At 69.6% G+C, this 13001-nt stretch carries 11 protein-coding genes; 7 read left to right on the top strand and 4 right to left on the bottom strand.

The window, feature by feature from the left end; genetic code table 11:
• Positions 1-8 precede the first annotated feature (8 nt).
• Positions 9-806, top strand: coding sequence for a nucleoside triphosphate pyrophosphohydrolase (gene mazG, locus IWC96_RS10640; protein ID WP_196838903.1), 798 nt, complete (start codon positions 9-11; stop codon positions 804-806).
• Positions 807-938: 132 nt separating this feature from the next.
• On the opposite strand, the gene tpiA is transcribed toward mazG, so the two are convergent.
• Positions 939-1688: a triose-phosphate isomerase gene (tpiA, locus tag IWC96_RS10645; protein WP_196838904.1), complete on the bottom strand. Its 750-nt coding sequence runs from the start codon at positions 1686-1688 to the stop codon at positions 939-941.
• A gap of 122 nt (positions 1689-1810) precedes the next feature.
• Between tpiA and IWC96_RS10650 the strand changes: the two genes are divergently transcribed.
• Complete coding sequence (locus IWC96_RS10650; RefSeq protein WP_196838905.1) at positions 1811-3730, top strand: peptidylprolyl isomerase; 1920 nt, start codon at positions 1811-1813, stop codon at positions 3728-3730.
• Positions 3727-5223, top strand: a complete 1497-nt coding sequence (gene trpE, locus IWC96_RS10655; RefSeq protein WP_196838906.1) for an anthranilate synthase component I — start codon at positions 3727-3729, stop codon at positions 5221-5223. The genes IWC96_RS10650 and trpE overlap by 4 nt, the downstream gene beginning before the upstream one ends.
• On the opposite strand, the gene IWC96_RS10660 is transcribed toward trpE, so the two are convergent.
• Together IWC96_RS10660 and IWC96_RS10665 are read right to left on the bottom strand one after the other, a co-directional pair.
• On the bottom strand, positions 5224-5832 hold the full coding sequence (locus IWC96_RS10660) for a hypothetical protein (protein WP_196838907.1): 609 nt from the start codon (positions 5830-5832) through the stop codon (positions 5224-5226). It abuts the gene before it with no gap.
• A 45-nt stretch (positions 5833-5877) separates the two neighbouring features.
• Positions 5878-6072, bottom strand: coding sequence for a peptidoglycan-binding protein (locus IWC96_RS10665; RefSeq protein WP_196838908.1), 195 nt, complete (start codon positions 6070-6072; stop codon positions 5878-5880).
• A gap of 115 nt (positions 6073-6187) precedes the next feature.
• Here IWC96_RS10665 and IWC96_RS10670 point away from each other — a divergent pair, with 115 nt between their 5' ends.
• From IWC96_RS10670 to lexA, 4 genes are all read left to right on the top strand, one after another.
• Positions 6188-6778 (top strand): aminodeoxychorismate/anthranilate synthase component II, encoded by a 591-nt coding sequence (locus IWC96_RS10670; protein WP_196838909.1) that lies wholly within the window; start codon positions 6188-6190, stop codon positions 6776-6778.
• A 3-nt stretch (positions 6779-6781) separates the two neighbouring features.
• Complete coding sequence (trpD, locus tag IWC96_RS10675) at positions 6782-7810, top strand: anthranilate phosphoribosyltransferase (RefSeq protein ID WP_196838910.1); 1029 nt, start codon at positions 6782-6784, stop codon at positions 7808-7810.
• The gene (trpC, locus tag IWC96_RS10680; protein ID WP_196838911.1) at positions 7807-8601 is read left to right on the top strand and encodes an indole-3-glycerol phosphate synthase TrpC; all 795 of its coding nucleotides are present in this window, start codon (positions 7807-7809) and stop codon (positions 8599-8601) included. The genes trpD and trpC overlap by 4 nt, the downstream gene beginning before the upstream one ends.
• Positions 8602-8690: 89 nt before the next feature.
• Positions 8691-9386, top strand: a complete 696-nt coding sequence (gene lexA, locus IWC96_RS10685; protein WP_196838912.1) for a transcriptional repressor LexA — start codon at positions 8691-8693, stop codon at positions 9384-9386.
• Positions 9387-9535: 149 nt separating this feature from the next.
• On the opposite strand, the gene dnaE is transcribed toward lexA, so the two are convergent.
• Complete coding sequence (gene dnaE / locus IWC96_RS10690) at positions 9536-12991, bottom strand: DNA polymerase III subunit alpha (RefSeq protein WP_196838913.1); 3456 nt, start codon at positions 12989-12991, stop codon at positions 9536-9538.
• Positions 12992-13001: the final 10 nt, after the last annotated feature.

Raw genomic sequence — 13001 nt, forward strand, 5'->3', positions numbered from 1 at the left:
CCCTCGCCATGACCGAACCCCGCCCCATCGACCGCCTGATCCAGATCATGGCGCGCCTGCGCGACCCCGACGGCGGTTGTCCGTGGGATGTGGCCCAGACCTTCGCCACCATCGCCCCCTACACCATCGAGGAAGCCTATGAAGTGGCCGACGCCATCGAGCGCGGCGATCTGGATGATCTGAAGGGCGAGCTGGGCGACCTGCTGTTCCAGGTCGTCTTCCACGCCCGCATGGCCGAGGAGCAGGGCCTGTTCGCCTTCGACGACGTGGTCGTCGCCATGGCCGACAAGCTGGAGCGTCGCCACCCCCACGTCTTCGGCGACGAGGCCGCAAAGACGGACGCCGTCTCCCAGAAGGCGCGCTGGGAGGACATCAAGGCCGGAGAGCGGGTGGCCAGGGCCCAGCACGGGGTGCTGGACGACGTGCCCGTGGGCCTGCCAGCCCTGGCCCGCGCCGCCAAGCTGACGAAGCGGGCGGGCCGCGTCGGCTTCGACTGGCCCTCCACCGACGAGGTGTTCGACAAGCTGCACGAGGAAGTGGCCGAGCTGCGCGCCGAGATCGCGGCGGGCGATCTGGACAAGGCCCGTGAGGAGATGGGCGACCTGCTGTTCGTGGTGGCCAACCTGGCCCGCAAGCTGGAGGTGGAGCCCGAGGACGCCCTGCGGGGCGCCAACGCCAAATTCATCCGCCGTTTCGGCTTCATCGAGGCCGAACTGGCGAAGGACGGCCGCACGCCGGACCAGTCGGACCTGGCCGAAATGGACGCCCTGTGGAACGCGGCCAAGGCGGCGGAGAAGGCGGGCTGATTTCTGGTTTCGCCCACGCCCTCCCGGCGCCCTTACAATGGTTGGCCATCAGGACCCGGCGGAGCCGATTTCGGACAATTCGTACTATTCGGACTCTGTTTTTTGGGTCCAGAGTCCGAAATCCGGGGGTGCTCACGCCGCCCGGATGATGCCCAGAAAGTCTCCAGCCTTCAGGGAGGCCCCGCCCACCAGCGCCCCGCCCACCTCGGGCGTCTTCAGGATCTCGGCGGCGTTCGACGGCTTGACCGACCCGCCGTACAGGATCGGCGCCGCGCGGCCGGCTTCGCCGAGCCGCGCCACCATCGCCGCCCGCACCGCCCGGTGGACCTCCTCGATCTGCTCCACCGTCGGGGTCAGCCCCGTGCCGATGGCCCAGACGGGCTCATAGGCGACGGCAAAGTCTTTTCCATTCAGTGACTTGGGCAGAGAGCCTGCGACCTGCGCCTGAACGACCGCCACGGCCTCGCCCGCCTCGCGCTGCTGCAGGGTCTCGCCGACGCAGATGACCGGCTCCAGCCCGGCCGCCAGCGCCGCCTCCACCTTGGCCGCCACGTCGGCGTCGGTTTCGCCGTGCAGGGCCCGCCGCTCCGAATGGCCCAGAATCACCAGGCCCGCGCCCGCATCCGCCAGCATCGCCGCCGATACGTCGCCGGTGAAGGCGCCCGAGGCCTCCGCATGGCACTCCTGCCCGCCGACCTCGACGGCCGAGCCCTCCACGGCCCGGGCCAGGCGCTCGATCAGGGTCGCGGGCGGGCACAGGGCCACGCGGGCGGCGGCGGGTTCGGCCTTCAGGGCGGCGGCCAGCGCCTTCGCCTCATCGAGGGCCGCGCCGGTCCCGTTCATCTTCCAGTTCCCGGCGATCAGGGGTCTCATATGTGTCATGACCGCTGTTTAGGCGGGGGTTATGGCCAAGCCAAGGGGCTCCCCGCTTGCGGGACCGCCGCCCCCTCCCCTATACGGCCAGTCTGCGCACTCTTGCGCTCCGTGATCCAGGGCCCCGCCGCATGATCTCCTCGTTCCGCAAGCTGTCGAAGTCCTGGGTGGCCCCGATCATCGTGGGCCTGATCGCCTTGAGCTTCGTGATCGTCGGCACGACCGACTTCTTGGGCGGCGGCAGCAGCAACGGCCCCGTGGTCAAGGCCGGCAGCCGCGAGATCAGCCAGCTCGACTATCGACGCATCGTGGATCAGCGGGTCGAGGCGTTCCGCGAACAGTCCGGCCAGGCCATCACGATGCAGGATCTCGTCGACCAGGGCGGCCATCTCCAGATTCTGGAAGGCATCGCCGAGTCCGAAGGGTTCCTGGCGTGGGCCTGGCGCTCCGGCCTGCGTCCCGGCGCCGAACTGATCGCGGCCCAGATTCGCGAGTTCCCGGTGTTCTTCAATCAGGTCACCGGCCAGTTCGACCCGCAGCAGTACGCCTCCACCCTTGCCCAGCAGAACGTGACCGAGGCCGATTTCGAGGCTGAGATCCGCGACCAGCTCGCCGCCAACCACTATGGCGCGGCCATTTACGCGGGCCTGCGCCTGCCGCGCATCTACGGCGCCGTGCTCGCCGGCCAGTCGCTGCACACCCGCGACGGCAGCTGGTTCGTCGTGACCCCGGCCATGGCGGGGCAGGCCGAGCCTCCGACCGAGGAGCAGCTCACCGCCTACCTCAACGAAAACGCCGAGCAGCTCCGCCGCCCCGAATTCCGCACCATCTCCCTGGTCGTGTTCAGCCCGGCGTCCGAAGCCGATCTGCCGCCGATCACCGACGAACAGATCCAGGAGCGCTTCGAGTTCCGTCGCGAATCCCTGTCCCAGGCCGAGACCCGCACCTTCACCACCCTGACCGCCGCCGACGAGGAAACCGCCGCCGCCATCGCCCAGGGCCTGCGCGGCGGGCAGTCCCCCGCCGCGGTGGCCGCGGCCAACGATGTTCAGCCGGTGGAATACGAGAACCGCGCCCGTTCGGCCGTTACCGATCCGGCCATCGCCGCCGCCGCCTTTGGCGCTGAAGAGGGCGCGGTCGTCGGCCCCGTCCGCAGCGGCCTGGGCCGGACCGTGATCCTGGTCGAGTCCGTCACGGCGGGTCAGGCCGCCACCCTGGCGTCCTCCCGCGAGGCCATCGTTCAGGAACTGCGCGAGGAGGCCATGCGCGGCCAGACCTATGACGCCGTCGAGCGCTACGAACAGGCCCGTCAGGACGGCGCGTCCCTGGCCGAGGCGGTCGAGGCCGCCGGCGCCCGGGTCATCGACCTGCCGCCCTTCACCGAGGACGGCCGCCTGCCCAACGGTCAGCCGCTGAACGCGCCCGAGCCGGTCCTGCGTAGCGCCTACGCCCAGGACGAAGGCGGCGAGAGCGACGTCATCGACGCCGGCCAGGGCCAGTATTTCGTGGTGCGCGTGAACGAGGTCACGCCCGCCGCCATGCCGTCTCTTGACGACGTCCGCGAGCCCCTGGTCCAGAACTGGCTGCAGCGTGAGAACGCCCGGCGCCTGGCGGCTCTCGCCGATGAACTGGCCGGCCGCGTGCGCGGCGGCGAGTCCATCGCCGAGGTCGCGGCTTCCGTGAACGCCGAGCTGGTGACCCGCACCGGCGTTCAGCAGAACGAGGAAACCCAGACCCAGGTCGGACAGGGCGTCATGCGCGGCCTGTTCAGCCAGGGTGTCGAGCAGGTGTTCAGCGGTCAGCAGGACGGTCAGAGCTTCGTGGTCGGACGCGTCGACCGCATCCGCGCGCCCGTGGCGGCCCTCGCCGCCCCTCGCGCCGAGCAGATCCGCCCGCAGATGAGCATGCAGGCGGCCGAAGCGCTCGGCGACGGCGCACGCGCCGCCGCGGCCGATCAGATGAACGTCCGCACCTGGCCCGATCGCGCCCTGAACGCCCTGGGCATCGCCCCGTCGCAGGCGCCCGCCGCGCCCGTCGCCGAGGAAGAATGAGCCGCGAAGCCGCTTCGCCCTCCCCGGGGGACTTCGCGCGCGGCTGGAGCGAAGGCCGGGCGCAGGTGGTGTTCCGCCGCCTGATCGATGATCTGGAGACCCCGGTCTCGGCCTGTCTCAAGCTGGGCCGGGGCGAGCCCTACGCCTTCCTGTTCGAATCGGTGGAAGGCGGCGCCTGGCGCGGGCGCTATTCCATCCTGACCCTGGCGCCCGATCTGGTCTGGCGATGTCGCGGCGACAAGGCCGAGGTGGCGCGCGGCGAGGACATCGCGGCGGACCACTTCACGGCCGAGCCGGACGGCGCCGTGGCTTCCATGAAGCGCCTGGTGGATGACGCCCGCATCCCGCTGCCCGAAGGCCTGCCGCCGATGGCCGCGGGCGTGTTCGGGGTCTTCGGCTATGATCTGGTGCGCCTGTTCGAGCCCATCGGCGAGGCCAATCCCGACCCGCTGGACCTGCCCGACGCCGTCCTGACGCGTCCGTCCATCGTCGCCATCTTCGACGGCGTGGCCCAGGAGATCATCCTGGCCACCCCGGCCTGGCCGGACGGCGGCGAGGCCGAGCCCGCCTATGCGGCCGCCGTGGCCCGGCTGGACGCCGTGGTCGAGCGCCTGAACCAGCCAACCCCCCGCCCCGCTCCCGGCGCGCCTGATCCTGTCGTCTTCCAGGCCTCGGAGACCGAAGCCGGCTTCGCCGCCATCGTCGGCCGGGCCAAGGACTACATCGCGGCGGGCGACATCTTCCAGGTCGTGCCCAGCCAGCGGTTCAGCGCGCCGTTCGCCCGGGAGTCCTTCGCGTTCTACCGCTCCCTGCGCCGCACCAACCCGTCGCCCTTCCTGTTCCACATGAACTTCGGCGACTTCCAGCTGGCGGGCTCCAGCCCCGAGATTCTGGTCCGCCTGCGTGACGGCGAACTGACCATCCGCCCTCTCGCCGGCACCCGCCCGCGCGGCAAGACGCCGGAGGAGGATCAGGCGCTGGAGGCCGAGCTTCTGGCCGATCCCAAGGAGCGGGCCGAGCATCTGATGCTGGTGGATCTGGGCCGCAACGACGTGGGCCGGGTTGCCGAACCGGCCTCGGTCAAGGTGACGAAGAGCTTCTTCGTGGAGCGCTACAGTCACGTCATGCATCTGGTCTCCAACGTCACGGGCAAGGCCCGGCCGGACCTGCATCCGGTGGACATCCTGCTGGCCGCCCTGCCCGCCGGCACCCTGTCGGGGGCGCCCAAGGTGCGGGCCATGGAGATCATCGACGAGCTGGAGCCGGTCAAACGCGGCGTCGGCTACGCCGGTGCGGCGGGCTACATCTCGTCAGGCGGCGAGATCGACGCCTGCATCGTCCTGCGCACCGCCCTGTTCAAGGACGGCATGATGCATGTTCAGGCGGGCGCCGGCGTGGTCGCCGACAGCGACCCCAAGGCCGAATACGAAGAGACCCTGCACAAGTCCCGCGCCCTCAAGGCCGCCGCCGAGGAAGCCTGGCGCTTCGGCTGATCAGTAGAAGGGCTCGGGGCCCGCATCGGGATAGGGCCGCGGGGTCGGCGGCGTTTCGACACGCGGCGACTCATACCGCGGAGATTGGGCGTAAGGCCCGGGGTAAGACTGGTATCCCGACGTGTCCGGGTAAGGCGCAGGCCGGTGCGGCGCCCGCGGCCCTTCGCGCTCCACGATGACTCCGCCGGTGATGTAGGTCTCCTCGGTCATCATCTCGCGGCTTTCATAGCTGGATCCGCCGCGGACCGAATGGCGCCGATCGCCCCAGGCATAGCCGTCTGAATACCCACGGACGCGCGGGCCATAGCCATAGGCCTCAGACTCATAGCCGTAGCCGCCATAGCCGGGCCGCGGGCCATGGGGTGCAGGGCCCTGATAGCCTTCGCCGTGTCCGCCATAGCGAGGACCATAGGGACCATCCGCCGGTCCGGGTGCGTACACCGGCCCGGTGCGGCCGAAGCCCTGGGGCCCGCTGCGATAGCGGTAATCCGTCCCCGGCGCAGGCACGTGAAGCAGATACGGCGCCTCGGCGACCGGATAAGGGTGCGGCCTCGGCGCGCAGGCGGCGGCCAGGACGACGACGGCGGAGAGTGTCAGAATGGTGCGCATGCCGTGTTTCAAGCAAGCGCCGGGCCAGCAGACGCCGGGCCAGACTCAGTCGAAACCGCGCATCACGCCCGGCGAAGACGGATCCACCTCGAACCCCGGCCCCATGATCACCGCACCGGCCATCACCAGGGCGGACACGGCCGCCAGCAGGGCCGCGCCCAGCGCGCCCATGGCCGGATCACGGGCCGGCGGCGGCCCCAGAAGTTCACGAGCACGTTGGATGGCGTCGGCCTCGGTCATGGCCCCTCTCCGCTTGTTGCCCGCAGAGATTAGGACGCACCCGTTAGCTTTCCCTTTCCGGGACAGGAGCATTCTCCTTGGCGAGGCGATGCACCCGGCCTAGAACAGCCGCATCATGATCCTGGTCGTCGATAACTACGACAGCTTCACCTACAACCTGGTCCACTATCTGGCGGAACTGGGCGCGCCGACGCATGTCATCCGCAATGACGACTTGAGCGCCGACGAGGCGCTGGCGCTGAACCCCGATGCGGTGCTGCTGTCCCCCGGCCCCTGCGCGCCGGATCAGGCCGGCATCTGCCTCGATGTGCTGGCCAAGGCCCCCGACAGCCTGCCCATCTTCGGCGTCTGCCTCGGCCACCAGGCCATGGGTCAGGCCTTCGGCGGCAAGGTGATCCGGGCCAAGACCCTGATGCACGGCAAGACCTCGCCCATCCGGCATGAGGGCAAGAGCGTGTTCCGAGGCCTGCCCGATCCGTTCACCGCCACCCGCTATCACAGCCTGGCGGTGGAGCGTGAAAGCCTGCCCGACGTGCTGGAGGTCACCGCCTGGACCGCCGACGGCGAGATCATGGGCCTGGCGCACCGCACCCGCCCGATCCACGGGGTCCAGTTCCACCCCGAATCCATCGCCACCGAGCGCGGCCACGACCTGCTGGCCAACTTCCTCGACATCGCCGGCGTGCGCCGTCTGGCCGCCGCCTGAGCCATGTCGGACGCCTTCAAGCCCATCCTGTCAAAGCTGGCCGACGGCCGCGCCCTGACCGCCGATGAGGCGCGGGCCTTCTTCGCCGCCTGCCTGCGCGGCGAGCCCACCCCCGCCCAGATGGCCGCCGCCGTCACCGCCCTGCGTCTGCGCGGCGAAACGGTGGAGGAAATCGCCGCCTTCGCCACGGAAATGCGCGCCGCGGCCCTGAAGCTGGACCTGCCCTATGAGGTGATCGACACTTGCGGCACCGGCGGATCGGGCCTGCACACCTTCAATATCTCCACCGCTTCGGCGCTGGTGCTGGCGGGCGCGGGGCTGAAGGTCGCAAAGCACGGCAACCGGGCCGTCAGCTCGAAATCCGGCTCCTCCGACGTGCTGGCCGCGCTGGGCGTGAATCTGGCCGCCTCCCCCGCCCGGCAGCGCCGCGCGCTTGACGAGGCCGGCATCGCCTTCCTGTTCGCCCCTGCCCACCACAGCGCCATGAAGCATGTGGCGCCGGTGCGCGCCGACATCGGCTTCCGTACGGTTTTCAACCTCTTGGGCCCGCTTTCGAACCCTGCGACGGCGAAGCGTCAGGTCATGGGCGTCTATGATCCGCGCCTGCTCGAGCCGCTGGCCGAGGTCCTGGGCCGTCTGGGCGCTGTGCGCGCCTGGACCGTGCATGGCCAGGGTCTGGACGAGCTGACCACCACGGGGGCCACCGAGATCGCGGAATGGCGGGACCGGGCCGTGCGCCGCTTCACCGTCACCGCCGCCGACGCAGGCCTGCCCGAGGCCGCGATGGACGATCTGATGGGCGGCGACGGCCCCCACAACGCCCGCGCCCTGACCGCCCTGCTGGACGGCGCCGCCGGTCCCTATCGCGACATCGTGCTGCTGAACGCCGCAGCCGCCTTGGTGGTCAGCGACAAGGCCGATGATCTGGCCCAGGGCGCGGCCCTGGCCGCCGCCGCCATCGACGACGGACGCGCCCGCGCCGCCCTGGACGCGCTTGTGCGCATCACCAATGAGGAAGAGGCCGCCGCGTGACCGACGTTCTGAGCCGCATCGCCGCCTACAAGCGCGAGGACGTGGCGGCGCGCAAGGCCGCTCGCTCCCAGACCGACATCGAGGCGCTGGCCGCCGCCGCCTCGCCGCCGCGCGGCTTTCGTCAGGCGCTTGAGGACAAGGCTGCGCCCGACCGCCCGGCCCTGATCGCGGAGATCAAGAAAACCAGCCCGTCCAAGGGCCTGATCCGTCCGGACTTCGACCCGCCCGCGCTGGCGAAAGCGTACGAAGCCGGCGGCGCGGCCTGCCTGTCGGTGCTGACCGACGGCCCCAGCTTCCAGGGCGACGACGCCTATCTGGGCGCCGCCCGCGAGGCCACCGCCCTGCCCTGTTTGCGCAAGGATTTTCTCGTCGACCCGTGGCAGGTGGCCGAGAGCCGGGCGTTGGGCGCCGACTGCATCCTCGTCATCCTCGCCATGATCGACGACACCCTGGCCGCCGAGCTGATGGCCGAGGCGGCGCGATTCGGCATGGACGCCCTGGTCGAGACACATGACGAAGAGGAAATGGCCCGCGCCTGCGGGCTGAAGGCTGATCTGGTGGGCATCAACAATCGCTCGTTGCGGACCTTCGAGGTGGATATGGAAACGACCGAGCGTCTGGCTTTGCTGCGCCCGTCAAACGCCCTGCTGGTGGCGGAGAGCGGCATCTTCACGCCCGCCGATGTGGCCCGCGTGGCTCACGCCCGGGCCCGCGCGATCCTCGTGGGCGAGAGCCTGATGCGCCAGGACGACGTCACGGCGGCGACGAAAGCGTTGCTGTCGGTAAGTTGACATTAACGAAGAACACTTACAGAACATCGGCATCAGTTCACGGCTTGTTCCCGGAGTGATTCCGGAGCGGCCCGCGGGGAAGATGGCCGATGCTCACGCGCAAGCAGCACGAACTCCTGATGTTCATTCATGAACGCATCAAGGAGACGGGCGTCTCGCCCTCGTTCGACGAGATGAAGGAGGCGCTGGATCTGGCCTCCAAGTCGGGCATCCACCGCCTGATCACGGCGCTGGAGGAGCGCGGCTTCATTCGCCGTCTGGCTCATCGGGCGCGGGCGCTGGAAGTGCTCAAGATGCCGGAACAGGCCACCGCCTCGGCCCCGTCACGCGGCCGCGCCGCCTTCACGCCCCAGGTGATCGAGGGCGCGGGCCGTCCCGCCGCCATCCAGCCCGCCAACGACACCCGCGAACTGCCCCTGCTGGGCAAGATCGCCGCCGGCACGCCCATCGCCGCCATCCAGCACGAGCGCGACCGTTTGATGGTGCCCGAGAGCATGCTGGGCGCGGGAGAGCACTATGTGCTGGAGATCGAGGGCGACTCCATGATCGAGGCCGGCATCCTCGACGGCGACATGGTGGTCATCAAGCGCGTCGACACGGCCAGTTCCGGCGAGATCGTCGTGGCTCTGGTGGAAGGCGAGGAAGCCACCCTCAAGCGCCTGAGAAAGAAGGGGGCATCCATAGCCCTGGAGCCCGCCAACCGCGCCTACGAAACCCGCATCTTCGGCCCCGACCAGGTCGAGGTCCAGGGCAAGCTGGTCGGCCTCATGCGGCGGTATCACTGAACAATATTCCGCTCATCCCGGCGAAAGCCGGGACCCAGTGCTTTGGGTGTTGCAGCGGATCAGGATCATCAACCGCTCGCCAGTCCTGAAACGCCGGCGTCAAGCTGGACAGGACTTGATCCCGGCTTTCGCCGGGATGAGCGGAGAAATCAGGCATCCTCCAGCATCACCACGCCCGGCGCAGACTTCAGCGCCCCGCGCAGGGACGCGTCCAGCCGGTAGCGGCCGGGCAGCTTCATATCCACCTCGGTGCGTCCTTCCAGCGAGGCGACCAGCACCACCTCCCCGCCCCGGTCGCTGACCGCGCGGTCCAGCCGCGAGCGCAGGGCCTCCAGCTCGGCGGCGCGCGGCGACACATGGATGCGCAGGCCCACGACCGCCTGCTCCATGGCTGTATCGATGGGGCTGGCGGAATCGCCGAAGAAGCGCACCTCTCCGTCCGCCGCCTTGGCCCGCACCCGCACCAGCACCGCGGCGCCGGGCTCCAGCACCTCGCGGCAGGCGCGCAGCTGCTCGGGCGGGAACAGGCATTCGAACTCGCCGGTGGGGTCCGAGAAGGTGACGAAGGCGAATTTCTCCCCCGTCCGGGCGCTGGCCCGCTCCTGACGACGGCGCACCACGCCCGCCATGTTGAACGCCTCGTGCCCCGCCTCGGCCAGACCCAGGGCCTCGGCCACGAAAGTCACGCGCTTGCGGCGCTTCAGCACCTCGGCCATGTCCTCCAGCGGGTGACCGGACAGGTAGAAGCCGACGGCCGACAGTTCCTCGTCCAGCTTCTCCGGCCCAACCCAAGGCTCCACCGCCGCAAGTCGCGGCCGCGCGGCGCCGGCCTGATCCCCGCCGAACAGGCTGACCTGCGACGAGGCGCGCTCGGCGGCCACGCTCTGGCAATAGGCCATCAGCTTGTCGGCCTGCTCGAACAGCTGACGCCGGTTCGGATGGATGCTGTCAAAGGCGCCGGACCGGGCCAGGTTCTCCAGCGCGCGCTTGTTGACGCTGCGCGGATCGACCCGCTCGAGGAAGTCGAAGATGTCGGCGAACGGCCCGCCCTCCTCCCGCACGGCCTGCACGTGGCGCATGGCCTCCAGCCCCACGTTACGGATGGCGCCCAGCGCATAGAGCACCGCCCCCTTGCCCTCATCGTCAAAGGCCACGTCGAAATCGGCCGAGGAGGCGTTGATGTCCGGCGACCGGATCGGCACCTCGAAGCGCCGGGCGTCCTGATAGAACACCGCCAGCTTGTCGGTATTCGAGATATCCAGGCTCATGGAGGCGGCGAAGAACTCCACCGGATGGTTGGCCTTCAGCCAGCCGGTCTGGAACGAGATCATCGCGTAGGCGGCGGCGTGCGACTTGTTGAAGCCGTAACCGGCGAACTTGGCCACCAGATCGAAGATGCCGCCCGACTGCTCCTCCGGGACTCCCTTTTCCGACGCGCCCTTGGCGAAGCGCGCCCGCTGGAAGTCCATCTCCTCCTTTTTCTTCTTGCCCATGGCGCGGCGCAGCAGATCGGCCTCGCCCAGGCTGTAGCCGGCCAGGATCTGGGCGATCTTCATCACCTGCTCCTGGTAGATGATGACGCCGTAGGTCTCGGTCAGCACCTCGGTCAGGCTGGGGTGCAGATAGTCCACCTCGGCCCGCCCGAATTTGCGGTCGATATAGGTGTCGATCATCTCCATTGGGCCGGGTCGATACAGGGAGATCAGGGCCGTGATCTCCTCGATGGAGCCGCAGCGCATCTTGCGCAGGGTGTCGCGCATGCCTTGGGATTCCAGCTGGAACACCCCCACCGTCTGGCCCGAGGCCATCAGCTCATAGGTGCGCGCATCATCCAGCGGCAGGCGGCTCCAGTCCTGCGCCGCGCCCCGCCGCTCCAGATAGCCCCGCGCGCGGTCCAGCACCGTCAGGGTCTTCAGGCCGAGGAAGTCGAACTTCACGAGACCCGCCGGTTCCACCCATTTCATGTTGAACTGGGTGGCGGGAATGTCGGACCGCGGATCCTGATACAGCGGCACCAACTGGGTCAGCGGCCGGTCGGCGATCACCACCCCCGCCGCGTGGGTCGAGGCGTTGCGGTACAGCCCTTCCAGCTCCAGCGCCGTGTCCAGCAGGTGGCGCACCGACGCCTCGGCGGCCCGGGCCTCCTTCAGGCGCGGCTCGATCTCGATGGCCTGGGCCAGGGTTACCGGATTGGCGGGGTTGGCGGGCACCATCTTGGCCAGACGGTCCACCTGCCCCAGCGGCATCTGCAGCACCCGGCCCACGTCGCGCAGCACGGCCCGCGCCTGCAGGGTGCCGAAGGTGATGATCTGGGCCACCCGGTCGGCGCCGTAGTGCTGCTGGACGTAGGTGATGACCTCCTCTCGCCGCTCCTGACAGAAGTCGATGTCGAAATCGGGCATGGAGACCCGTTCGGGATTCAGGAACCGCTCGAACAGCAGGCCGAACCGGATGGGGTCAAGGTCGGTGATGGTCAGCGACCAGGCCACCAGCGACCCGGCGCCCGAGCCCCGGCCGGGCCCCACGGGGATGCCGTGGGCCTTGGCCCATTTGATGAAGTCCGACACGATCAGGAAGTAGCCGGGGAAGCCCATCTGCTGGATGATGGACACCTCCCACTCCAGCCGCGTCCAGTATTCCTCTTCGGGCGCCGCCAGCGTCAGGCCGTCCAGCCGGGCCTTCAGGCCCTCGCGAGCCTGGTGCGCCAGTTCGTCGGCCTCGTTGCGGCCCGCGCCGGTGTCGAACCGGGGCAGGATCGGCGCGCGGGTCTGCACCAGAAACGCACAGCGGCGGGCGATCTCTATGGTGTTGTCGCAAGCCTCCGGCAGGTCGGCGAACAGGGCCCGCATGTCGGCGGCGGGCTTGAACCAGTGCTGGCCCGTCACCCGGCGGCGGTCGTCCTGGCCGATAAAGGCCCCGTCGGCGATGCACATCAGGGCGTCGTGGGACTTCGCCTGCCGCGCCTCGGCGTAATGGACGTCGTTGGTGGCCACCAGAGGCACGTCGCTGTCATAGGCCCAGCGCACCAGCCCGGGCTCGGCGGCCTTCTCGGCGTCCAGACCGTGCCGCTGCAGCTCCACATAGAACCGGTCGCCGAAGGCCGCCTTCATGGCGTCCAGCGCCGCCCGCGCCTCGGCGGTCTTGCCCCCCGCGAACAGACAGTCCACCGGCCCGTCCGGCCCGCCCGACAGCAGGATCAGCCCTTCAGCATGCTGCTCAACCAGCGACCACGGAACACCTGGCTCGGCCAGCGCCATGGAGCCCAGATAGGCCGCCGACGACAGCGCGCACAGGTTCAGCCAGCCAGTCTCGTTCTGGGCGATCAGGACGACCGTGGGCGTCTTCGCCCACCGCTGACTCATCCGCCCGCCGATCTCCAGAACGGGCAAGGCGCAGGCGATGATGGGCTGAACCCCGGCGTCCCGCGCCGCCTGGCTGAACTCCAGCGCCCCGAACAGGTTGGCCCGGTCCGCGACGCCCACGGCCGGCATGCCCTGGCCGGCCGCCAGCTGGCCCACCTTGCCCGCCTTGATCGCGCCTTCCAGCAGCGAATAGGCCGACTTGACCCGAAGATGGATGAACCCGTTACCGGCTTCGTGCGCCACGCCTTGCTCC

This window comes from Brevundimonas sp. BAL450, from assembly GCF_015767455.1.
Lineage (GTDB): Bacteria > Pseudomonadota > Alphaproteobacteria > Caulobacterales > Caulobacteraceae > Brevundimonas > Brevundimonas abyssalis.

What these genes read in the sequence shown, in the direction of transcription:
- IWC96_RS10665 (WP_196838908.1), bottom strand. Translation starts at nt 6,072, where the DNA reads ATGACCGAGGCCGACGCCATCCAACGTGCTCGTGAACTTCTGGGGCCG.
- trpD (WP_196838910.1), top strand. Translation starts at nt 6,782, where the DNA reads ATGTCGGACGCCTTCAAGCCCATCCTGTCAAAGCTGGCCGACGGCCGC.
- mazG (WP_196838903.1), top strand. Translation starts at nt 9, where the DNA reads ATGACCGAACCCCGCCCCATCGACCGCCTGATCCAGATCATGGCGCGC.
- tpiA (WP_196838904.1), bottom strand. Translation starts at nt 1,688, where the DNA reads ATGACACATATGAGACCCCTGATCGCCGGGAACTGGAAGATGAACGGG.
- lexA (WP_196838912.1), top strand. Translation starts at nt 8,691, where the DNA reads ATGCTCACGCGCAAGCAGCACGAACTCCTGATGTTCATTCATGAACGC.
- trpE (WP_196838906.1), top strand. Translation starts at nt 3,727, where the DNA reads ATGAGCCGCGAAGCCGCTTCGCCCTCCCCGGGGGACTTCGCGCGCGGC.
- IWC96_RS10650 (WP_196838905.1), top strand. Translation starts at nt 1,811, where the DNA reads ATGATCTCCTCGTTCCGCAAGCTGTCGAAGTCCTGGGTGGCCCCGATC.
- IWC96_RS10670 (WP_196838909.1), top strand. Translation starts at nt 6,188, where the DNA reads ATGATCCTGGTCGTCGATAACTACGACAGCTTCACCTACAACCTGGTC.
- IWC96_RS10660 (WP_196838907.1), bottom strand. Translation starts at nt 5,832, where the DNA reads ATGCGCACCATTCTGACACTCTCCGCCGTCGTCGTCCTGGCCGCCGCC.